The organism is Burkholderia latens (genome assembly GCF_902499045.1).
Classification (GTDB): Bacteria; Pseudomonadota; Gammaproteobacteria; order Burkholderiales; family Burkholderiaceae; genus Burkholderia; species Burkholderia latens.
In genome coordinates, this window is record NZ_CABVPL010000007.1 from 79,237 (window position 1) to 101,750 (window position 22,514).

At 67.0% G+C, this 22,514-nt stretch carries 19 protein-coding genes and 3 tRNA genes; 12 read left to right on the top strand and 10 right to left on the bottom strand.

Features of this window, described 5'->3' with window-relative positions; translation table 11 throughout:
- Positions 1–104 precede the first annotated feature (104 nt).
- From BSE24067_RS07525 to BSE24067_RS07535, 3 genes are all read left to right on the top strand, one after another.
- Complete coding sequence (locus tag BSE24067_RS07525) at positions 105–1,142, top strand: quinone-dependent dihydroorotate dehydrogenase (protein ID WP_151063574.1); 1,038 nt, start codon at positions 105–107, stop codon at positions 1,140–1,142.
- A 102-nt stretch (positions 1,143–1,244) separates the two neighbouring features.
- Positions 1,245–2,039: a cystine ABC transporter substrate-binding protein gene (locus BSE24067_RS07530; protein ID WP_151063575.1), complete on the top strand. Its 795-nt coding sequence runs from the start codon at positions 1,245–1,247 to the stop codon at positions 2,037–2,039.
- Positions 2,040–2,161: 122 nt separating this feature from the next.
- Positions 2,162–2,854 carry an amino acid ABC transporter permease gene (locus BSE24067_RS07535; protein WP_151063576.1) on the top strand — a complete coding sequence of 231 codons (693 nt, stop codon included), beginning with the start codon at positions 2,162–2,164 and terminating at the stop codon, positions 2,852–2,854.
- A gap of 62 nt (positions 2,855–2,916) precedes the next feature.
- On the opposite strand, the gene BSE24067_RS07540 is transcribed toward BSE24067_RS07535, so the two are convergent.
- From BSE24067_RS07540 to rnr, 6 genes are all read right to left on the bottom strand, one after another.
- Positions 2,917–3,903, bottom strand: a complete 987-nt coding sequence (locus BSE24067_RS07540) for a Gfo/Idh/MocA family protein (protein ID WP_151063577.1) — start codon at positions 3,901–3,903, stop codon at positions 2,917–2,919.
- Between the two features lie 101 nt (positions 3,904–4,004).
- On the bottom strand, positions 4,005–4,721 hold the full coding sequence (locus BSE24067_RS07545) for a FadR/GntR family transcriptional regulator (protein ID WP_151063578.1): 717 nt from the start codon (positions 4,719–4,721) through the stop codon (positions 4,005–4,007).
- Positions 4,722–5,004: 283 nt separating this feature from the next.
- Positions 5,005–5,697 (bottom strand): ribose-5-phosphate isomerase RpiA, encoded by a 693-nt coding sequence (gene rpiA, locus BSE24067_RS07550; RefSeq protein ID WP_151063579.1) that lies wholly within the window; start codon positions 5,695–5,697, stop codon positions 5,005–5,007.
- Positions 5,698–5,791: 94 nt separating this feature from the next.
- Positions 5,792–6,664, bottom strand: a complete 873-nt coding sequence (locus BSE24067_RS07555; protein WP_151063580.1) for an N-acetylmuramoyl-L-alanine amidase — start codon at positions 6,662–6,664, stop codon at positions 5,792–5,794.
- Between the two features lie 114 nt (positions 6,665–6,778).
- Positions 6,779–7,522 carry a 23S rRNA (guanosine(2251)-2'-O)-methyltransferase RlmB gene (gene rlmB, locus BSE24067_RS07560; protein ID WP_151063581.1) on the bottom strand — a complete coding sequence of 248 codons (744 nt, stop codon included), beginning with the start codon at positions 7,520–7,522 and terminating at the stop codon, positions 6,779–6,781.
- A 154-nt stretch (positions 7,523–7,676) separates the two neighbouring features.
- The gene (rnr, locus tag BSE24067_RS07565; protein ID WP_151063582.1) at positions 7,677–10,145 is read right to left on the bottom strand and encodes a ribonuclease R; all 2,469 of its coding nucleotides are present in this window, start codon (positions 10,143–10,145) and stop codon (positions 7,677–7,679) included.
- A gap of 249 nt (positions 10,146–10,394) precedes the next feature.
- On the opposite strand from rnr, the gene BSE24067_RS07570 reads away from it, so the two are divergent.
- The 4 genes from BSE24067_RS07570 to BSE24067_RS07585 all read left to right on the top strand — a co-directional run bounded on the left by BSE24067_RS07570 (position 10,395) and on the right by BSE24067_RS07585 (position 12,341).
- A tRNA-Leu gene (locus BSE24067_RS07570) sits at positions 10,395–10,481 on the top strand.
- 338 nt (positions 10,482–10,819) lie between these two features.
- Positions 10,820–11,809, top strand: a complete 990-nt coding sequence (locus tag BSE24067_RS07575; protein WP_151063583.1) for an aliphatic sulfonate ABC transporter substrate-binding protein — start codon at positions 10,820–10,822, stop codon at positions 11,807–11,809.
- A gap of 112 nt (positions 11,810–11,921) precedes the next feature.
- Positions 11,922–12,008 (top strand) — tRNA-Leu (locus tag BSE24067_RS07580).
- Between the two features lie 246 nt (positions 12,009–12,254).
- Positions 12,255–12,341: transfer RNA gene (locus BSE24067_RS07585), tRNA-Leu, on the top strand.
- Between the two features lie 83 nt (positions 12,342–12,424).
- Here BSE24067_RS07585 and BSE24067_RS07590 read toward each other — a convergent pair.
- Complete coding sequence (locus BSE24067_RS07590) at positions 12,425–13,102, bottom strand: Ohr family peroxiredoxin (protein ID WP_341826486.1); 678 nt, start codon at positions 13,100–13,102, stop codon at positions 12,425–12,427.
- A 163-nt stretch (positions 13,103–13,265) separates the two neighbouring features.
- On the opposite strand from BSE24067_RS07590, the gene BSE24067_RS07595 reads away from it, so the two are divergent.
- From BSE24067_RS07595 to BSE24067_RS07615, 5 genes are all read left to right on the top strand, one after another.
- The gene (locus BSE24067_RS07595; protein ID WP_151067965.1) at positions 13,266–14,513 is read left to right on the top strand and encodes an ROK family protein; all 1,248 of its coding nucleotides are present in this window, start codon (positions 13,266–13,268) and stop codon (positions 14,511–14,513) included.
- Positions 14,500–16,053, top strand: coding sequence for a sugar ABC transporter ATP-binding protein (locus BSE24067_RS07600; RefSeq protein ID WP_151067967.1), 1,554 nt, complete (start codon positions 14,500–14,502; stop codon positions 16,051–16,053). Before BSE24067_RS07595 ends, BSE24067_RS07600 begins: the two co-directional genes overlap by 14 nt.
- A gap of 40 nt (positions 16,054–16,093) precedes the next feature.
- Positions 16,094–17,131, top strand: coding sequence for an ABC transporter permease subunit (locus tag BSE24067_RS07605; protein WP_151067969.1), 1,038 nt, complete (start codon positions 16,094–16,096; stop codon positions 17,129–17,131).
- A 97-nt stretch (positions 17,132–17,228) separates the two neighbouring features.
- Complete coding sequence (locus BSE24067_RS07610) at positions 17,229–18,173, top strand: ABC transporter substrate-binding protein (RefSeq protein ID WP_151067971.1); 945 nt, start codon at positions 17,229–17,231, stop codon at positions 18,171–18,173.
- Between the two features lie 133 nt (positions 18,174–18,306).
- Positions 18,307–19,257, top strand: a complete 951-nt coding sequence (locus BSE24067_RS07615; protein ID WP_151067972.1) for a carbohydrate kinase family protein — start codon at positions 18,307–18,309, stop codon at positions 19,255–19,257.
- Positions 19,258–19,329: 72 nt separating this feature from the next.
- Here the strand turns inward: BSE24067_RS07615 and BSE24067_RS07620 are convergent, their stop codons facing one another.
- The 3 genes from BSE24067_RS07620 to BSE24067_RS07630 form a co-directional block, all read right to left on the bottom strand.
- Positions 19,330–21,060, bottom strand: coding sequence for a SulP family inorganic anion transporter (locus BSE24067_RS07620; protein ID WP_151067974.1), 1,731 nt, complete (start codon positions 21,058–21,060; stop codon positions 19,330–19,332).
- A gap of 23 nt (positions 21,061–21,083) precedes the next feature.
- Positions 21,084–21,710, bottom strand: a complete 627-nt coding sequence (locus BSE24067_RS07625; protein WP_151067976.1) for a ParB-like protein — start codon at positions 21,708–21,710, stop codon at positions 21,084–21,086.
- Positions 21,711–21,855: 145 nt separating this feature from the next.
- Positions 21,856–22,398: a GNAT family N-acetyltransferase gene (locus BSE24067_RS07630; RefSeq protein WP_151067978.1), complete on the bottom strand. Its 543-nt coding sequence runs from the start codon at positions 22,396–22,398 to the stop codon at positions 21,856–21,858.
- Between the last annotated feature and the right edge of the window lie 116 nt (positions 22,399–22,514).

Here is a 22,514-nt window from a genome sequence, read left to right on the forward strand (position 1 = left end):
CGCACGCATCGTCGCCGCACGCTACGAACCGAACCGCGCCCTTGCCGCGCAACTCCCGGTAAAATAGCGGGTTGTCATTCATTCCGGCCGTCCGCCCAATTCCCGTGTTCAGTTCCCTCTATCCGCTGGCCCGCGCATCCCTGTTCAAGATGGATGCGGAAGACGCTCACCACCTCACATTGCGCGCGCTCGGCGCGGCCGGCCGCACGGGCCTCGCCTGCGCGCTGTCGGCCCGCGTGCCCGACGCGCCGCGCACCGTGATGGGGCTCACGTTCCGCAACCCGGTCGGCCTCGCCGCCGGCCTCGACAAGGACGGCGCGGCCATCGATGGCCTTGCGGCGCTCGGCTTCGGCTTCATCGAGGTCGGCACGGTCACGCCGCGCGCGCAGCCGGGCAACCCGCGTCCGCGGATGTTCCGCCTGCCGCAAGCCGACGCGCTGATCAACCGGATGGGCTTCAACAACCATGGCGTCGACCAGTTCGTGAAGAACGTGCAGGCGGCCCGCTATCGCGGCATCCTGGGTCTCAACATCGGCAAGAACGCCGACACGCCGATCGAGCGCGCCGCCGAAGACTACCTCTACTGCCTCGAACGCGTATACCCGTTCGCGAGCTACGTGACGATCAACATTTCGTCGCCGAACACGAAGAACCTGCGCCAGCTGCAGGGCGCGGGCGAACTCGACGCGCTCCTTGCAGCGCTCAAGGACAAGCAGCAGCGTCTCGCCGACCTGCATGGCAAGCTCGTGCCGCTCGCACTGAAGATCGCGCCCGATCTCGACGACGAACAGGTGAAGGAGATCGCCGACACGCTGCTGCGCCACAAGATCGAAGCGGTGATCGCCACCAACACGACGCTGTCGCGCGCCGCCGTGCAGGGCCTGCCGCACGCGGACGAAGCCGGCGGCCTGTCGGGCCGCCCGGTGTTCGACGCGTCGAACGAAGTGATCCGCAAGCTGCACGCCGAAGTCGGCAGCGCGGTGCCGATCATCGGCGTCGGCGGGATTTTCTCGGGCGACGACGCACGCGCGAAGCTCGCGGCCGGCGCCTCGCTCGTCCAGCTGTACACAGGCTTCATCTATCGCGGGCCGGCGCTCGTCGCGGAATGCGTGAAGGCCATCGCGCGCGATCGCGCTGCGTAATATAGCGATAAACAAACGATATTTAGAGGTCGATTGTATTTTTGCTATGATCGGCGCCACAGTCAGAATCAAGCGCCCCACCGGGGCAAGGAAACTCACACGATGAAAATCTCGCTGCTGAAGAAGTTGCTGGTCGCCGGCCTGATCGGCACGTCGTTCGCCGCCGCCACTGCGCATGCGGCCGACCTCCTCGACCAGGTGAAGCAACGCGGCACGCTGCGCGTCGGCCTCGAAGGTACGTTCCCGCCGTTCAACTCGAAGAACCCGCAAGGCGAACTCGTCGGCTTCGACGTCGACATCGCGAAGGCCGTCGCCGCGAAGCTCGGCGTGAAGGCCGAATTCGTGACGACCGAATGGAGCGGCATCATCGCGGGCCTGCAGGCCGGCAAGTTCGACGTGATCGTCAACCAGGTCGGCATCACCGACAAGCGCAAGGAAACGCTGGACTTCTCGCCCGCGTACACGTACTCGTCGGCACAGCTGATCCAGCGCAAGGACGACACGCGCGAGTTCAAGTCGCTCGAAGACCTGAAGGGCAAGAAGCTCGGCGTCGCGCTCGGCACGAACTACATGGACATGGCGAAGTCGGTGCCGGGCATCGACGTGAAGACGTACCCGGGCGCGCCCGAGTATCTGCGCGACCTCGCGGCCGGCCGTCTCGACGCGGCGCTGAACGATCGCCTGATGCTCGCGTACCTGACGAAGAACTCGCAGCTGCCGCTGCGCCCGGGCGCGAACGTCGGCTCGGCGAATCCGTCGGGCATCCCGTTCAAGAAGGGCAACCCGAAGTTCCAGAAGGCGATCGACGACGCGATGGCGCAGCTCTCGGCCGACGGCACGTTCACGAAGATCTCGGACAAGTGGTTCGGCATCGACGTGACGAAGCCGATCAAGTAAGCACCCCTCTGTTTCCCGCCTGACGGCGGGCCGGAAAGGGCGGCATCTGCAACGATGCCGCCCTTTGTTTTATCGGTCCGGTTTATGATTGCGCTTTCGCGCACCCATTCGATTCGTATTCCATGTCGACAACGTCCCTGCTCGTCCAATCGCTGCCGGTGCTCGCCCAGGGTGCCGTACTGACCGTCAAGTTCGCCGTGCTGTCGATGGTGTTCGGCCTGCTCGGCGCCGTCGTGCTCGCGATGATGGGCATTCGGCAAAGCGAGACGCTCGAAGGTTTCGAACGCATCTGGGTCAACGCGCTCGCGTGGCTCGCGCGCGCGTACGTGAGCCTGATGCGCGGCACGCCGCTGCTCGTGCAGATCTTCGTCATCTATTACGGGCTGCCGAGCCTCGGCATCTCGCTCGATCCGACGCCGGCCGGCGTCATCGCGCTGTCCGCGAACGTCGCCGCGTACATGTCGGAAAGCATGCGCGGCGCGATCAACGGGATCGCGCGCGGTCAATGGCTGGCCGCCTACAGCCTCGGGCTGTCGTGGGGGCAGACGCTGCGCTACGTGATCGGCCCGCAGGCGCTGCGCATCGCGGTGCCGAGCCTGTCGAACAGCCTGATCAGCCTGATCAAGGACACATCGCTCGTGTCGGTGATCACCGTGACCGAACTGCTGCGCAGCGCGCAGGAAGTGATCGCGGCGACCTATCAGCCGCTGCCGCTGTACCTGGCCGCCGCGGCCATCTACTGGGTGCTGTGCCAGATCCTCGAATGGGTGCAGCGCTGGTACGAAAATCGCCTGTCGCTGCCGGCGCGCCACTGAGCACGCTGTCGCACCACCAGCCGGGCCGCTGCTTGCGCGCGGCCCCCGTCTTTTTTCCGCGCCTACTCCCCCGAATAACGCACGCCGAGCGCCGCACGCGCCGCATCGGTCATCGCGATCATCCGTCGCGAATGCGCGTGCGTCATGATCGGACTCTCGAGTTCGCCCGCGCGTAGCAGGTCGCAGAAATGCGCGGTCTCGTAGTTCAGGCCGCCGCCTTCGACCGGCGCATCGAGTTCGACGGTGCGCCCGTCCGCATAGCGGATCGTCGCACGTGCCGGATTCCACCACTTTTCGTGGATCGTCACGTGGCCGCCCGCCGCGGCGATCAACGCATCGCCGCGACCCATCACGTCGAGCCCGCAAAAGAGCTGCGCGATGCCGCCGTTCGCATGACGGCTGTTCAGGCTCGCGAATACGTCGACACCGGTTGCGCCGACACGGCCGAGCGTCTGCACGTCGAGCGCGGCACCGAGCCAGTCGATGGCGAGAAACGCTTCGTAGATGCCGATGTCCAGCAGCGCGCCGCCGGCGCGGTCGAGCCGATACACGGAATGATCTCCGGGCACCGACGACGACGCGCAACCCGCACGCACGAGCCGGATCTCGCCGATCGGATCGTCATCGAGATGCGCGCGCAATTGACGGTACAGCGGAAAGAACGGCGGCTTCATCGCTTCCATGAACAGGCGGCCGGACGCGTGCGCCGCATCCAGCACGGCGTCGAGTTGCGCCGCGTTCAGTGTTGCGGGTTTTTCGCACAGCACGGCCTTGCCGGCAGCCAGCGCGGCCAGCGCGTACTGCGCATGGCTGTCGTGAAGCGTTGCGATATAGACGGCGTCGATATCGGTCGCGAGCAGGGCGTCGAGGCTCGCGGCCGGCGTGCCGCCGCAGGCGGCGCAGAACGCGGCGGTCGCGTCCGCGCGGCGTGCCCACACGCCGGCCAGCACCGCGCCCGGCACGTGTGCGAGACTCTGCGCGAAACGGTGTGCGATGCTGCCGGCGCCGACGATGCCGAAGCGCACCGGGCGGTTGTCGAGGTCGTTCATCCGGATCTTCCGTGTCGGTCGTATGACGGTGGCCGGCACGCTGCCGGCCGGCCGTCATGATAAACGGCTCGCCGGCTCGCGGATCAACGACGCATGCGGATTCAGGCGCGCACCGGCACGTCGACGGAGAAATCGCGCGAGATCTCGTCCGAACTGAAATCGATCAGCGCGAGCGACGCCGCTTCGGCTTCGCGCGGATCGCGCCGCTCGATCGCATCGACGACGCGCGCATGTGCGTTGACGGCGATTTCGTGCGCGCCCTCCTTCTGCACGACGCGCGGATTGACGAGCCGCACGGCCCCGCGCACGATCGCCGCCATCTGCTGGAAAAACTGGTTGCCGCTCGCCTGAACGATACGCGTGTGCAGCAGTTCGTCGGCGGTGTCGTAGCCGGGGTCGCCCGGTTGCAACACCTTGAACGCGTCGAACGCCTCGCGAATGCCCGCGATGTCGACGGCCGTCGCGCGGACCGCCGCCTGCGCGGTCGCACGCGGCTCGATCAGCATCCGGAATTCGATGACGTCGCGCATGAACTGCGGATCCGGCTTCGCACGAAACCGCCAGCTCACGACGTCTTCATCGATCATGCGCCAGTCGCGCATCGGTCGAACGCGCGTACCGACTTTCGGACGCACGTCGAGCATGTCGCGCGCAAGCAACATCGACAATGCTTCGCGCATCACCGTGCGGCTCACGTCGAACTCTTTCGACAGCACGTCCTGCGGCGGCAGAATGCCTCCGTACTTGTCCTCGACGATACCCGCGACAAGCCCATCCATCACTTTCGCGACCAGTGACCGGTCTTTGCCCTGCTCCATGACACCTCCCCGTGCGTCGATTTGCGAACAACTGCTCCGCAGTTCCGCCGGCCCTGGTTACGACTGTTCTTATGATCTATAAGTTGATGAGTTCGGGGATATTTCGCTATCTGGTAAACACCTGACAGGGTTATCCCTCTTTTGGACGGGGTGATTTATAAGGCTTCAAAAAAAGCCCGGGAAGCGCGCTGCGCTTGCCGGGCCGGGATTTCTACAAGATTTAAACATGCGATCCATTACGGCATCGAGACGCCATTACGGAGTGCTTCTCATTCAATTCCGATTAACCGGGATAAACGATCGTTTCCACGCCGTTTTCGGTGCCGAGCAGGCACAGATTCGCGCCGCGCTCCGCGAACAGGCCGACCGTCACGACGCCCGGCCATGCGTTCACCCGCGCTTCGAAACCGCGCGGATCGGTGATCTGCAGCCCCTTGACGTCGAGGATCTCGTTGCCGTTGTCGGTGATGTACGGCGCGCCGTCCTTCGTCACGCGCAGCACCGGCACGCCGCCGAGCGCCGTCACGCGCCGGCCGATCGCCGTGCGCGCCATCGGCACGACTTCGATCGGCAGCGGGAACGCGCCGAGCACCGGCACGCGCTTGCTGCCGTCGGCGATGCAGACGAACGTGTCGGCCACCGACGCGACGATCTTCTCGCGCGTGAGCGCGCCGCCGCCGCCCTTGATCATCGCGCCGCTCGCGTCGATTTCGTCCGCGCCGTCGACGTACACCTGCAGCGAGTCGATCTCGTTCAGGTCGAACACCTTGATGCCGTGCGATTTCAGGCGCTCGGTCGTCGCGATCGAGCTCGACACCGCGCCGCGATAGCGCGACTTGACGGCCGCGAGCGCGTCGATGAAGCAGTTGGCGGTCGAGCCGGTGCCGACGCCGATCACCGCGCCTTCCGGCACGTTCTGGATCACATAATCGGCGGCCGCCTGGCCGACCAGGCGTTTGAGTTCGTCTTGAGTCATGAGAGGTGGGAATACAGCGGGATTACGGAAAACCGCCAGTTTACCGGACCCGGAAGACGTCCCGGGCTTTTTCGGCGGCATCGGCCGGCGGCGATCACGGCGCGCCGGCGGCCGATGCCGTGCCGGCTGCCGGCGTGTCGGGAAAGTACTTGTCGAGCAGCGCCTGCGCGATCGCGTCGGTGCCGGCGTCGGGATTGCCGGCATAGTCGGACGGCCGGAAATGCATCTGGAACGCGGCGAACACGCGCCGCGTGCGCGCGTCGAGCACGCCGTCGGTCGGCACGTCGTAGCCGTAACGCGCGAGTTTCAACTGCAGGCCGCGCACGTCGACGAGCGCGTGCGGATCGCGGCCGGCGAGCCGCGCGGTCACGGTCGCGTCGTCCGGCCACGCACCGACGCCCGCTTGCGCGAGCGCATGCCACGGAAACAGCGGACCGGGATCGATCTTGCGTTGCGGCGCGATGTCGCTGTGCCCGACCACGCGCGTCGGCGGGATGCGATTGCGCGCGACGATGTCCTTCGACAACCGGATCAGCGCATCGACCTGTTCGGGCGGATACGGCTGCCACGTGCGGTTCTGCGGATCGAGCGGGCCGCGATTCACGTTCTCGATACCGATCGACGCCGCGTTCAGTTCGGTCGTGCCCTGCCATGCGCTGATGCCCGCATGCCATGCGCGCCGCGATTCGGGAACGAGCTGGTAGACGACCGGCATCCCGCGTTCGATGCGCGGTTGCGGCGGCACGACGTAATGCACGCTGACCGAGTCGCCTGTCAGCGTGCGCAGCGCGTTCGCTTCGTCGCTTTCCGTGTAGTGCATCACGAGGAAGCGGATTCGCGAATCGGCGCCGCGCGCAGGCAGGCTCGTATCGGCGTAGTAAGTGCCGCGCCCGACGAGCGACGGCGACGTACAGGCGGCCAGCAGGCCGAGGACGGCGCACGCTGCGCCGAGGCGAAACAGGTTCATGGTTCGCGCGTTCGAGGAGCCGCGTGCCGCGCGCGATCGCGGCACGCGTCGTTCGGTCGTTGCGGCCCGCGCGTCGCGCGCAGCCGCGTGTGCGCCGGCGTACCGGCCGGCCAGTCAGCCCTTCACGCGCCGCTGCCGCACCGCTTCGTACAGACACACGCCGCTTGCGACCGACACGTTCAGGCTTTCGACGCTGCCGGCCATCGGGATGCTCATCACGTCGTCGCAAGTGTCGCGCGTGAGCCGGCGCATGCCTTCGCCTTCCGCGCCCATCACGATCGCGACGGGGCCGTCGAGCTTCGTGTCGTAGAGCGTGCCCGACGCCTCGTCCGACGTGCCGATGATCCACACGCCCGCTTCCTTCAGCTCGCGCAGCGCGCGGGCAAGGTTCGTGACCGTGATGTACGGCACCGTGTCGGCCGCGCCGCTCGCGACCTTGGCCGCGGTCGCGTTCAGGCCGACCGCGCGGTCGCGCGGGGCAATCACCGCATGCGCGCCGGCCGCATCGGCGACGCGCAGGCAAGCGCCCAGATTGTGCGGATCCGTGACGCCGTCGAGCACCAGCAGCAGTGCCGGACCCTGGATGCCGTCGAGCAGCTCGGACAGGTTCTGTGCGAGCGGGACGTCCTCGACGCGTGCGACGACACCCTGGTGGCGCTCGGTATGCGCAAGGCCCCACAGGCGCGTTTCGTCGGCCGCGATCAGCCGCACGCCCGCTTCCTTCGCGGCGTGCAGGAACTCCTGCATGCGGCGGTCGCGGCGCGTCTGGTCGTACAGCACCTCCGCAACCGTCGATGCATCGTGCCGCAAACGTGCGGTCACCGCATGGAAACCGTAAAGAACCTTCAGACGTGACATGACGGAAACAACCTTCGATCAAACGTGCGGCCGCGCGACACGCGCAGCCGCGATCCATGGAAAAGGAAAGCGCCGCGTTGCCGGCGGTGACCGGTGGAACGCGGCGTCTGTCGATACTGCAACGGGCGTGCGCGTGCGCCGCCCCATACGCTCGTCAATACTTCTTGCGTGCGTGCGCCTTTTTCGCGGCCGTCTTGGCCGCCGCGCCGCCCTTCTTCTTTGCCGCACGCGCGGCACGCGCTTCCTTCACCGCGGCAGTCGGCGCGCTCGCCGCCTTCTTGCGGCGCGGCGCGGCTTCGTCCGCCGGCGGCAGCGAACGCACGCGCGGGCCGCCGCGATCGCTGCCGCTGCCATTGCCGCTACCGGCGGCAGCCGGCGCCGGACGCGGCGCCTTCACCGGCGTGTCGCGCACCAGGCGGAAGTCGATCTTGCGTGCATCGAGATCGACGCGGCTGACCTGCACGCGCACACGATCCGACAACCGGTAACGGATGCCCGTGCGCTCGCCGCGCAGCTCGTTCTTGATCTCGTCGTACTGGAAGTAGTCCGAGCCGAGTTCCGTGACATGCACGAGCCCTTCGATGAACAGCGTGTCGAGCTGCACGAAGATACCGAACGACGTGACGCCGTTCACCATCCCGCCGTACTCCTCGCCGAGCTTGTCGCGCATGAAGTAGCACTTGAGCCAGGCCTCGACGTCGCGCGACGCTTCGTCGGCACGCCGCTCGTTCGCCGAGCAATGCAGGCCGAGCTCTTCCCAGATCGCCGTGTTCGCGCGCGAGCGGCCGCGCGATTCGTCGTCGGCCTGCTGCATCGCACGGGCGCGCGGGGACAGCGCGGTATTGAGCTCGAAGCCGTCCGGCGCCTTCGGCGTGTACTTCTTGCCGGACAGGATCGCGTAGATCGCGCGGTGCGTAAGCAGGTCGGGATAGCGGCGGATCGGACTCGTGAAGTGCGCGTACGCCTCGTACGCGAGACCGAAGTGGCCGATGTTGTCCGGGCTGTAGACGGCCTGCTGCATCGAGCGCAGCAGCATCGGCTGCAGCATCTGCGCGTCGGGCCGGTCGCGGATCTGCGCCATCAGCGCCGCGTAATCGCTCGCGTGCGGCTTGTCGCCGCCGCCGAGCGACAGCCCCATGCCGCGCAGGAACGCGCGCAGGTTCTCGAGCTTTTCCGGTGTCGGACCGGCGTGCACGCGGTACAGGCCCGCGTGCTTGTGACGCTTCAGGAAGTCGGCCGCGCAGACGTTCGCGGCCAGCATGCACTCTTCGATCAGCTTGTGCGCATCGTTGCGCTGACGCGGGACGATCTGCTCGATCTTGCCCTGCGAGTTGCAGACGATGTACGTCTCGGTCGTGTCGAAGTCGATCGCGCCGCGCTTCTGGCGCGCGGCAAACAGCGCCTTGTAGACGCCGTACAGATCCTGCAGGTGCGGCAGCAGATCCGCGCGGCGCGCGGCCTCCGGCCCCTTCGTGTTCGACAGCACGGCGGCGACTTCGGTGTACGTCAGACGCGCGGCCGAATGGATCACCGCCGGATAGAACTGGTACGCCTTGATCTCGCCGCGCGCGGTAATCACCATGTCGCACGCGAGCACGCAACGGTCGACCTGCGGATTCAGCGAACACAGCCCGTTCGACAGCTTCTCCGGCAGCATCGGGATCACGCGGCGCGGGAAATACACCGACGTGCTGCGCTCGAGCGCGTCGGCATCGAGGCCGCTGCCCGGCTGCACGTAGTGCGACACGTCGGCGATCGCGACGATCAGGCGGAAGCCGTCGCCGCGGCCGACCTTCATCGGCTCGCAATAGACGGCATCGTCGAAGTCGCGCGCGTCCTCGCCGTCGATCGTCACGAGCGGGACGTCGCGCAGGTCGACGCGGAAGCGCAGGTCGGCCGGACGCACCTTGTCCGGCAGCGCGGCCGCTTCGTCGAGCGCCGGCTGGCTGAATTCGTGCGGCACGCCGTACTTGCGCACCGCGATCTCGATTTCCATGCCCGGATCGTCGATGTCGCCGAGCACTTCGACGACGCGGCCGAGCGGTTGCGAATGGCGGCTCGGGAAATCGGTCAGCTCGACGACGACGACCTGCCCGACCTTCGCCTTCTTCACGTTCTGCGTGATCAGGATGTCGTGGCCGATGCGCTTGTCTTCAGGCGCGACGATCAGCGCGCCGTTCTCGTTGAGCAGGCGGCCGATCACGCGCTTGTTCGCGCGCTCGGTGACTTCGACGACGTGACCTTCCGGCCGCCCGCGGCGATCGTAGCCGACGATCCGCGCGAGCACGCGGTCGTTGTGCATGACCTTCTGCATTTCGCCGTTCGGCAGGAACAGGTCGTCCTGGCCGTCGTCGCGGATCACGAACCCGTAGCCGTCGCGATGGCCCTGCACGCGACCGGCAACGAAATTCGATGGATGGGTGAGCTGGTAGTGGCCGCGCTTGTCGAGGCGGATCTGTCCGTCGCGTTCCATCGCGGCGACACGCCGGAAGAACCCCTCACGCTCCTGACGCTTGATCGACAGCGCTTCGGCGATGTCGTTGGCGGCCAGCGGCGCGTCGCTGGTGCGCAGCACGCCGAGAATTTCTTCCCGGCTCGGAATGGGGTACGGATATTTGCTCAAGGGTTTGTCGATGATTGTTCTCGTTGCGTTGACTGATGGTGCACGGCATCAACATAGAAGTGTCCGCCAGACAGTTCTATAGTGACGGCGGCGACCCATTCTATCACCCGCGTTGTGTCGCAAAATGACGCGAGTGCCGCGCACGGGCGCGGCGGCGGCCCGTTTGCGGCATATCGCAAAAAAGTGTTGACACGAATAATTGGGGCGCTATAATTTCACTTCTTTGCAGCAAGCAGCTACTGCAAACGTGCCCAGGTGGCGGAATTGGTAGACGCACTAGGTTCAGGTCCTAGCGGTGGCAACATCGTGGAGGTTCGAGTCCTCTCCTGGGCACCATCTGTTTTTAAAAAGGTCGGCTTATAGTCGGCCTTTTTTCATTTTCGCGCCCAGGAAGCAAAGCGCCTGCGCGCTTTGCGCGAGGACTCGAAAGGCTGCGCTTGCAAGCGCAGCCGGGGTCGCGCGCGTGTGACCGAGTCCTCTCCTGGGCACCATCTGTTTTTAAAAAGGTCGGCTTATAGCCGGCCTTTTTTCATTTTCGGCATCGCATTACCAGTACCCGCTGCGCCATATGCCCACAGCTGCGATCGATAGCAGAATTAATCGCTTATCGATCGGCTTCCCCGTTGGTACGTTAGCCGCCTCGCTTTCAACGAATCCAACGAGGAACACGCTCCATGACGTTGATGAACCGCCGCGCGTTCACCCGCGCGATGCTGGCCGCCGGCATGAGCGCCGCCGGCATCGGGGCGCACGCCGAGAACACGTCCGCCACGTTGCGTATCGGATACCAGAAATCGTCGACGCTCATTACGCTGCTCAAGTCGCGCGGCACGCTCGAGCAGTCGCTGGCGCCGCTCGGCCTGCGCGTGTCGTGGCATGAATTCGCGAGCGGCCTGCCGCTGACCGAAGCACTGAACGTCGGCGCGGTCGACTTCAGCGCCGACGTGGCGGACACGGTTCCGGTCTTCGCGCAGGCCGCGCATGCCCGCTTCGTGTACGTCGCGCAGGAAGCGCCGTCACCGAAAGCGCAGGCCATCATCGTGAAGCAGGACAGCAGCGTGCGCGCGCTCGCCGATCTCAAGGACAAGCGAATCGCCGTCACGAAGGCCGCCGGCAGTCACTACCTGCTGCTTGCCGCGCTCGCACGCGCAAAGCTCACCGCGAGGGACACAGTCATCCACTACCTGACACCCGCGGACGGCCGCGCGGCATTCGAGCGCGACAGCGTCGATGCCTGGATCACGTGGGATCCGTACGTCGCGTCGGTCGATGCGAATCCCGACGTGCGGATCCTGGCCGACGGCAACGGTCTCGCGTCGTATCAGCGCTATTACCTCGCGTCGAGCAGTTTTGCCGCCGCGCACCCGGACGCCATCCAAGTCGTGTTCGATCGGTTGTCGCAGGCAGGCGCATGGCTGCGCGACCATCAGCAGGAAGCCGCCAATACGCTGGCGCCGATCTGGGGACTCGACGCAAAGACGATCGAGCGCGCGAACGCACGCCGCAGCTATCTGGTGCGGGCCGTTGCCGCGCAGAATTTCGGTGAACAGCAGACGATCGCCGATACTTTTCTCGCGGCCGGCTTGCTGCCCGCCCGCGTCGACACGCGGGAGGCGCTGCGATGGAATTTCACGGCCAAACGGGCGGAGCCGATTGGCGCGTGACGTCGCGGCACACGGCACGCGATATTTTTATCGCATCGATCGAATTGTGTTGACAGCGTTTCCAGACACGCTATAATCTCGCTTCTTTGCAGCAAGCAGCTACTGCAAACGTGCCCAGGTGGCGGAATTGGTAGACGCACTAGGTTCAGGTCCTAGCGGTGGCAACATCGTGGAGGTTCGAGTCCTCTCCTGGGCACCATCTGTTTTTAAAAAGGTCGGCTTATAGCCGGCCTTTTTTATTTCCGGCGTCGAATCGCAAAGTACGCGCAACGGCCCCGTCTGCACTCGATCACTTCGGCGAGCACGTGTATTGCCCCCCGCTCACCCCCTTCTGTCGCCGACGAAACAAGCTGGAAAATATTTGCGTTCAAGCCGTCAAATTGTGTTGACAGAACCTTCGGACACGCTAGAATAGCGGTCTTTCGCATCGCAGCAAGCGAAACGTGCCCAGGTGGCGGAATTGGTAGACGCACTAGGTTCAGGTCCTAGCGGTGGCAACACCGTGGAGGTTCGAGTCCTCTCCTGGGCACCATCTGTTTTTAAAAAGGCCGGCTTATAGCCGGCCTTTTTTCATTTCCGCCCTCCCCCGCGGAAAACTCACCACCCCATCGCGCTTTACACCGCCCCACTGATGCGCACAGCGTGCCGGATCCCCTCTCTCGCCATCTTCGCGTAAGGACAAATCGCCTCGGTCTGTGCAACGAGTTCGCGCGCATCGTTCGCATCGACGCCCGGCATGTGGACTTCCAGGTCGAGCGCAATCGCAAACATCCCATCCGCCGGATCGCGCTCGAACGTCGCACTGGCCGAGATGGCGAGATCATCGGGCAACCGGACCCGCCGCTTCATCGCAACCAGCGTCAACGCGCCATGAAAACACGCCGCGAAGCCGGCCGCGAACAGTTGCTCCGGATTCGTACCGCCGCCCGCGCCGCCCAATTCAACCGGCAGGCGTAACGACAGATCGAGTTCGCCAGTTGCCGAACGCGCGCGCCCGGACGATCGCCCGTGGGCCGCTTCGCCGCCGGTGACGGTGACCGTCGTCGTGTAAAGCGGCAGCGGCCCGCTGCCGGTATAAGGATCGAGCAGCGATACTGAAGGCCGCGTCGTACGATGCATGGCGTTTCTCCCGAATGCTGGCGCTGGACGGCTTCCGCCGTACTGCGCCCAATGAACGATCGACGCTGCCGGCCCCGCATCACGCGGCGCCCGCACACATCGCCCTCTTCCCGCTGCGCTGTCGCATGCAGCATCAGCTGGCCAATCGTGACGTGCGGCCGGCAGCAAATCCATCAGACGAATTCGAAAATCCGGATCTCGCAACGGATCGCGGGATCGCCAATCGCGGACACAACCGGGATTTCCCTAGGCTGACATGCCGCTGCTCACGCGGTTAAATAAATCAACATGATTTATTTAATGCGCCGGCCGCCGGCCCAACATGGAAGGAGACGCCATGAGAAGCCCGCACATCGGCCAGGGAAGCAATTCGGCCAACGTGCGCCGTTACAACGAGCGCCTGCTGCTCAAGACGCTGCGCCGCGCGGGCAGCGCGTCGAAGGCCGATCTCGCGCGTCTCGCGAACATGACGGGCACGGCAGTCGGCAGCATCATCGCGTCGCTCGCCGACGCGAAGCTGATCGAGTTCGCCGGCCGCACCGAAGGCCAGCGCGGCCAGCCGGCGTCGCTGATCCGCCTCGATCCGCGAGGCGCGTTCGGCATCGGCGTTCATCTCGACCGGATGCGCATCGAGACTGCGCTCGTCAATTTCGCCGGCGACGTGCTCGGCCGCCGCTCGCACGACACGTTGCTCCCGCCGCCCGCCGACGTGCTCGACATCGTGCGGCGCGACATCGACGCGATGCAGGACCTCCTCCCCGCACACGAACGCGCACGCCTTGCAGGCGTCGGCGTCGCACAACCGTACAACCTCGGCGCCTGGATGCGCGAGCTCGGCCTCGCGCCCGACACGTTCCGCGCATGGGAAGACGTCGACTTCGCGAGCGACCTCAGCCGCACGGTCGCGCTGCCGGTGTTCGGCGAAAACGACGGCAACGCGGCCGCGATCGCCGAACTGTTCTACGGTTACGGCCGGCAGTGCGACGACTTCGTGTACCTGTTCATCGGGCCCGCGATCGGCGGCGGCATCGCGATCGACGGCGACTGCCTGCGCGGCGTGACCGGCAACGCCGGCGACATCGCCGTGATTCCCGTGCCGCCGAGCCGGCTGGCGTCCGCGCCGCCGCCGCGCGGCCCATGGGACATCCTGCTCGCCCGCGCATCGCTGCACGCGCTCGTGCGCCACCTGCGCCATCACGGCGAGACGGTCGAGAACCGCGCCGATCTCGAAGCATGCATCGCCCGCGGCCTGCCGGCCGTCGACGAATGGATCGACGATTGCGTCGACGCGCTTGCGCCGGCGTTACGCGCGGTGCTCTGCGTGATCGATGCGCCGGTGGTCGTGCTCGACGCCGATACCGACGCCGGTCTCCTCGACGCGGTGACGACGCGCCTGCGCGCGGCGCTCGTCGCAACTGCGCCGGAAGCGCGCGGCACGCCGACGCTGGTGCGCGGCACGTTCGGCGCCGACGCCGGCGCGATCGGCGCCGCGACGCTGCCGATGTATTTCAATTTCTCCCCGCGGGCCGGCATCCTCAAGGGCGCCCGCATCGAATCGCAGGAGGTGAACCATGTCGCGATCTGAGTCGCCCCGGCCGTTGCTCGAGATGCGCCGGATCAGCAAGACGTTCCCGGCCGTGCGCGCGCTCGACAACGTCAGCCTGACCGTCTATCCGGGCGAGATCCATTCGCTGATGGGCGAGAACGGCGCCGGCAAGTCGACGCTGATGAAGATCCTGTCGGGCGCGTACCAGGCCGACGCCGGCGGCGAGATCCTGATCGACGGCGAGCGCATCGACGTCGACGGCCCGCTCGCCGCGCGCGATGCCGGCGTCGCGGTGATCTACCAGGAGCTGTGCCTCGCGCCGAACCTGAGCGTCGCGGAAAACATCTACGTCGGCCGCGAACTGCGACGCGGCAACCGGCGCTGGGGCACCATCGACCGCGCGGCGATGGCGCGCGGCTGCCAGGACGTGCTCGCGCGCCTCGGCGCGCCGTTCGGCCCCGACACGCTCGTCGGCACGCTGTCGATCGCCGAACAGCAGCTCGTCGAGATCGCGCGCGCCGTGCACACCCGCGCGCGCATCCTCGTGATGGACGAGCCGACGACGCCGCTGTCGTCGCGCGAAACCGAGCACCTGTTCGGCCTGATCCGCCAGTTGCGCGAGGAAGGTCTCGCGATCATCTACATCAGCCATCGGATGGCGGAGATCTACGAACTGTCGGACCGCGTGTCGGTGCTCCGCGACGGGTCGTACGTCGGCACGCTCGAACGCGCGTCGCTGTCGGCCGAGCGGCTCGTCGCGATGATGGTGGGCCGCGACATCTCGGGCTTCTACAAGAAGGAACACGCGCCGTACGACCCCGGCCACCTGCTGCTGTCTGTACGCGACATCGCCGACGGCGACCGCGTGCGCGGCTGCAGCCTCGATCTGCATGCGGGCGAAGTGCTGGGCATCGCGGGGCTCGTCGGCGCGGGCCGCACCGAGCTCGCGCGGCTGATCTTCGGCGCGGAGCCGCGCACGCGCGGCGACGTGAAGCTCGGCGATCGCACGTTCGGCGCGCATTCGCCGCGCGACGCGATCGACGCAGGCCTCGTCTACCTGACGGAAGACCGCAAGCGCCAGGGCCTGTTCCTCGACATGAGCGTGCGCGACAACATCAACATCTCGGTGTGCAACCGCGACGCGCGGCTCGGCGCGCTCGATCTCGCGCGCGGCGCCGAACGCGCGCGCGACGCGATCGCGTCGCTGTCGATCCGCGTGCCGAACGCGAACGTGAACGTCGGCGCGCTGTCGGGCGGCAATCAGCAGAAGGTGCTGCTGTCGCGCCTGCTCGAGACGAAGCCGCGCGTGCTGATCCTCGACGAACCGACGCGCGGCGTCGATATCGGCGCGAAGTCCGAGATCTACCGGATCATCAACGAACTGGCCCGCGCGGGCGTCGGCGTGATCGTGATCTCGAGCGAATTGCCGGAAATCATCGGCGTCGCCGACCGCGTGCTCGTGATGCGCGAAGGCGAGATCGCCGGCGAACTCGGCGGCCACACGCACACGCCGATCACGCAGGAAGCGATCATCGCGCTCGCGACCGGCTCGCAGGCCGAACTCGCCGACGCGCACTGACCACGGCCCCTTCATTTCCCTCTTCATTCAAGGTACCGAAATGATCAACCCGACCAAGCAGCGGAACCTCGCTTCCGCGGCGGCCCATCCGGTCGCCAACCGTACGCCGCTGTTGCGCGGCGCCGATCATCGCGCGCGCATGCAGTCGCTGATGCGCACCGCCGGCATGCTGCCGGTGCTGCTGGTCCTGTGCATCGGCTTCGGCTTTCTGACCGACGGCTTCTTCACGCTGCAAAACCTGTCGATCGTTACGCAGCAGGCATCGATCAACATCGTGCTCGCCGCCGGCATGACGTTCGTGATCCTGACGGGCGGCATCGACCTGTCGGTCGGCTCGGTGCTCGCCGCGTCGGCCGTCGCCGCGCTGCTCGCGTCGACCATCCCCGGCTGGGGCTGGCTCGGTGTGCCGATCGCGCTTGCCGTCGGTCTCGTGTTCGGCGCGATCAACGGCGGCCTGATCTCGTTCCTGCGCCTGCCGCCGTTCATCGTCACGCTCGGCGCGATGACCGCCGTGCGCGGCGTCGCCCGCCTGATCGGCAACGACACGACCGTCTTCAACCCGCAGTTGCCGTTCGCGTTCATCGGCAACGGCTCGGTGCTCGGCGTGCCGTGGCTCGTCATCATCGCGGTCGCGGTGATCGCGCTGTCGTGGTTCATCCTGCGCCGCACCGTGCTCGGGATGCGCATCTATTCGGTCGGCGGCAATCCCGAGGCCGCGCGGCTCTCAGGCATCAACGTGCGCGCGATCCAGCTGTTCGTCTATGCGGCGTCGGGCCTGCTCGCCGGCCTCGGTGCGGTGATGTCGGCCGCGCGCCTCTATGCGGCCAACGGGCTGCAGCTCGGCCAGTCGTACGAACTCGACGCGATCGCCGCGGTGATCCTCGGCGGCACGAGCTTCGTCGGCGGGGTCGGGTCGATCGTCGGCACGCTGATCGGCGCGCTGATCATCGCGGTGCTGACCAACGGCCTCGTGCTGCTCGGCGTGTCCGACATCTGGCAATACATCATCAAGGGGCTCGTGATCATCGGCGCGGTCGCGCTCGACCGCTACCGCCAGCGCGACTCGGCCCGTACCTGACGCGTATCCGCCCCGTATCGCTCAACGTTCAACCATCGAGGCGCAGGCAGGTCCTCCTGCGCCCGTCCGCCAACGGACCTTCCGGAGACACAACGACATGTTCAAGCACCAAGCCGCCCTGACCGCCGTCGCCTGCGCACTCGCCTTCGGCGCCCCCGCCGCCCATGCCGCCGACAAGCCGCTGAAATCGATCGGCGTCACGGTCGGGTCGCTCGGCAACCCGTACTTCGTCACGATCGTCAAGGGCGCCGAAGCGCGCGCGAAGCAACTCAATCCGAATGCGAAAGTCACCGCGGTTTCGGCGGACTACGACCTGAACAAGCAGTTCACGCAGATCGACAACTTCATCTCCGCGCACGTCGACATGATCCTGCTGAACGCGACCGATCCGAAGGCGATCGAGCCCGCGGTGAAGAAGGCGCAGGCGGCCGGCATCACGGTCGTCGCGGTGGACGTCGCGGCCGCCGGCGCGAACGCGACCGTGCAGACCAACAACGTGAAGGCCGGCGAGCTCGCATGCGACTACCTCGCGAAGAAACTGAACGGCAAGGGCAACGTGATCATCGAGAACGGCCCGCAGGTGTCGGCGGTGATCGATCGCGTGAACGGCTGCAAGGCCGTGCTCGCGAAGAACCCGGGCATCAAGCTGCTGTCGAGCGACCAGGATGGCAAGGGCTCGCGCGAAGGCGGGATGAACGCGATGCAGGGTTATCTGACGCGCTTCCCGAAGCTCGACGGCGTGTTCACGATCAATGACCCGCAGGCGATCGGCAGCGATCTCGCGGCGAAGCAGCTGAACCGCCCGAACATCGTGATCACGTCGGTCGACGGCGCGCCCGATATCGAAGTGGCGCTGAAGTCGAACACGCTCGTGCAGGCGTCGTCGAGCCAGGATCCGTGGGCGATGGCGCAGCAGGCCGTCAACGTCGGCTACGGGATCATGAACGGCCAGAAGCCGGCCAATCCGATGATCCTGATCGAGCCGACGCTCGTCACGCGCGACAACGTGAAGGGCTACAAGGGCTGGAGCAGCCCGCGCTGAGCGCGCCGCACGATTCGGCGATCCCGGCCGGCGCCGGGCCGTGCCGTGTCGCGTCACGCGACGCCCGGCCCTGCCCGGCCGCTCCTCTCAACCGCTGTACCGCCGCGCGACGCGCGCGGCACGAGGTTTCGACATGACGACGACGTTGCCCCGCCTGATCGTATTCGGCGAAGCGCTGACCGATTTCATCCGCGACGGCGCGCAGCACTGGCGCAGCATCGCCGGCGGCTCGTGCTGGAACGTCGCGCGCGTCAGTGCGCGGCTCGGCGTGCCGACGGCGTTCGCCGGCACGGTCAGCCGCGACATCTTCGGCGACGAACTGATGCGCAGAAGCGCCGAAGCCGGGCTCGACCTGCGCTTCATCCGCCAGGTCGACCGCCCGCCGCTGCTCGCGATGGTCGTGTCGAAACAGCCGCCCGAGTATTTCTTCATCGGCGAGAACAGCGCCGACCTCGCGTTCGATCCTGCCGATCTGCCCGACGGCGCGCTCGACGCGGCGGAAATCGTGCATGTCGGCTCGCTCGGCGTCGTGCGGGAGCCGCTCGCGTCGCGCCTGATCGACGTCGTGCAGGCCGCGCGCGCGGCCGGCAAGCGGATCTCGTTCGACCCGAACTATCGCGCGCCGATGGCCGCGCCGTCGTATCGCGACACGCTGCGCCGGCTCGCCGGTCTCGCCGACTGGATCAAGGTATCCGATGAAGATCTGCGCGGGCTGTTTCCCGAACTCGACGAAGCAGCCGCGCTCGCGCAATTGCGTACGTGGGCGCCCGATGCGACCGTGCTCGTCACGCGCGGCGCGGCCGGCATGCAGCTGCTGCATCGCGACACCGCGCTGTTCCAGCCGGCGTTCGCGACCGAGGTCGCCGACACCGTCGGCTGCGGCGACGCCAGCATCGGAGGCTGGCTCGCGAGCCAGCTCGCGCATCCCGACGCAACGGCCGCCGATCATCTGCGCTACGCGGCCGCGTGCGCGGCGGTCACCTGCGCGCATGCGGGTGCGTATGCGCCGACGGCGGAAGAAGTCGCCGGCGTCGTCGGCCGTCGCGCGCACGGTGAGCCGGCCGACACCGCGCTGTCGCACTAGGCGGCAGCGAGCGGCGCTGAATCGCACGGAGCCGCACTTCGACGTCCGAGACGGCGCATGCGCGCCGCGTCGTCACGCACCGCGCGCGTCGCGCGCTCCGGCGTTGCCGCGCGCCTGCAGCAATTGCAGGCTTTCGTCGACGCTCAGTTCCGACATCGCGTCGTCGCGCAGCGTATCGTCCGCCGCGCGGCGCAGCGCATGCAGCGCGTGCTCCTTGAGCCGCACGATCGCGAACTGCAGCCCGCGCGCCGCGCATTCGGCCGCGAACGTGCGCAGCGACTCGATCGTCGTGCCGTCGACGTCCGGCGTTTCCTCGAGGCTCAGCATCACCGTATGCGTGTCCGGCGCGGCCTTCAGCAGCACGCGCACGCGATTGAGCATCCGGTCCGCGTTCGCGAAGAACAGCTGCGCCTCGGGCCGCACGATCAGCACGCCGGCGACCGGCTTCGCATCGGCGTGATTCGCGACATCGACGAAATCGTGCCCGTCGCGCAGCCGGCCGAGCACGCTGACGTTCGGCTCCGACAGCTTGCGCAGCGTCAGCAAGAGGCTCACGCCGATCGCCGCGAGCAACCCGTGCAGCACGCCGAGCACGAGCACCGCGAGCAGCGCGGCGATCACGACGAGCCGGTCGCGATGCCAGGCCCAGTACGGCCGGAACACCGACGGGTGCAGCGAATGGCTGACCGCGAAGATCACGATCGCCGCGAGCACCGGCTCCGGCGTGCGCGCGAGCTGCGGCAGCAGCAGCCACACGATCAGCGCGACCACGGCGGCCGCCCACAAGCCCGCGAACCGCGATTGCGCACCGGCCGCCTCGTTCGCGGACGTCGCCGAATAACCGGCGCCGACCGGCATCCCGTGCAGCAGCCCCGATACCAGGTTCGCGCAGCCGAGCGCGACCAGGTCGCGGTTCGCCGACACGCTGTCGCCGTGCTTCAGCGCGAAGCTGCGAATCGATCCGTACGATTCCGCATACAGGATCAGCATCAGCGCGAACGCGAGCTCGATCGTCTGCATCCATGCGTTGCGATCGAGATGCGGCAGCCCGAAGTCGAGGTGCCGGAAATCGATGTGTCCGACCATCGCGATCCCGTAGCGCTGCCAGTCGAGCAGATAGCTGGCCGCGATCGACAGCACGATGACGACGAGCGTCGCCGGCACGCGCGAACGGCGCCCGAGCGCGAACAGCAGCGCGAGCGCGGTCGCGCCGAGCGCGACGCTCGCGAGGTTAGCGTGCGGCGCGCCGGTGACGAGCTCGAGTGCGACATGCGGCGCGTCGCCGTGATGCACGGGGATCGTAAGAATTTTCGGCAGCTGCTTGATGACGATCGTCAGCGCGAGTCCGAACGTGAAGCCGCGCAGCACCGGACGCGCGATGAAATCCGACATGCCGCCGAGCCGTGCGGCGCCCGCGAGGATGAACAGCACGCCCGTCATCGCGACGAGCGCGGCCGCGAGCGCGAGCTGCGCGGCGAGCGCCATTCCGGATTCGGCCAGCACGGTCGCGGCGAGCACCGCCGCCGACGATGACGTCGACGACACGATCGCGAAGCGGCTGCTGCCGGTCAGCGCATAGACGACGAGCCCCGACAGCAGCGCGATGAGACCGGCCTGCGGCGGCAGGTTCGCGAGGCCCGCGTACGCGACTGCCTCGGGAATCAGCAGCCCGGCGATCGACAGGCCGGCGAGCGCATCGACGCCGATGCGCCGCGTCGTCGGTGGCGGCGTTGCGGCATCGGGCGCAGCGAAATGCTCGGGATGCTGCGGGCCGGCATCCGGTCGGGTCTGTACGATGGTCATGAGCGGGAGCCGTCGTGCGCGTGTCAGGGCTTGACGGCGATCACACCCGACCAGCCGGGCAGATAGCGCGCGTCCTGGTCGTGTGCGCGGCGCAGCGCGACGTCGAGCGCCTTCGCGAAGTTCTTGCGGATCTGGTCGAGGGTCACATGCTGGCGCAGGTAGTCGGCCCACAGGAACTCGCTGAACGGCGTCGCGTCCTTCGCATAGCCGCCGGCAGTGCGCAGTTCGCCGGCGAGGCTGCGATACGGATCGTCCTCGAGCTCCGTCAACGACTTCGGCAGATGCGCGTAGTTGCGACGCGAGCCGTCCGCGCCGAACGGATGCACCCACTGGTTGTGTTCCATCATCCGCCAGAAGATCGTGTCGTCGAGCCAGGACAAGTCCTTCAACAGCATCGCGTTCACGCGCGACTCCCCTTCCTCGATCAGCGCGAGCCCGAGATGGTGATGATCGGTGATGTAGTGCAGCCCGCCTGGGCCGAGGACGGCCGGAAACCAGTGCGATTCGATCGCGGCCTTGCGTGCGCGCTTGTCGAGGGCCTTCCAGTGCTTGCGCTTCGCTTTCACTTCGCGATAGCCGACCGTCATTTGCGTCGGGCGCAGCGAGTCGAGCCGGACGGGAATCAGATGAACGTCGTTGCCGAGTGCCATGGTCGTACCCCATGTGGCGGATTTCCGGCAACGATACTCCTGATCTGGCGGGCCGTTAATACGTCACGAGCCGAACGTCACGAGCCGATGCGCGCGCGTTTGACGAGCGCGGGCAACCGGCCGCGCCGCGTTGCCGCTCGCAGCGTCACGCGCGCAGGTCGTCGCGTTCGAGACGATGGCGAATGTACGGAATTCCGTCCTGCACGACGCCCACGCGGCGCATCCCCAGCTTGCGCGCGACGTTCAGCGAGCCCGTGTTCGCGTCGGCGATGTCGGCGATCACGCGCGGCAGCCGCACGGTGTCGAACGCGTGACGCACGACGGCCGCGGCGGCCTCGCTCGCGATGCCGCGCCCCCACGCGGCACGCACGAGCCGCCAGCCGATCTCGACGTCGCGCGCGCCGTCCGCGTAGTCGGGAATCAGCAGGATCCAGCCGATGAACACGTCGGGCGCAGCCTTCTCGAAGATCGACCAGTAGCCGAGGCCGGGCGGATAGTCGCGCGTGATCCGGTGCGTGACGAAGCGCCGGTGTTCGGCCGGGTCGTGCCACGGCCCGGCGATGTGCCGCGTGACTTCCGGATCGCGATCCATCTCGATGCTCGCGTCGAGATCGGCCAGCACGCGCGGCCGCAGCCACAGCCGCTCGGTCGCGAGGACGGGCAACGTGGTGATGGAAGGTTCGGACATCGGCACTCCAGATGCGGGGACGATGCGCATCGCGCATCGCATTACATAACGGATACAGCAAGCCTTCCGGAATGATACAGATGCCTGTCGCTTGTCTCGCGCGGCCGCGTTCCCGG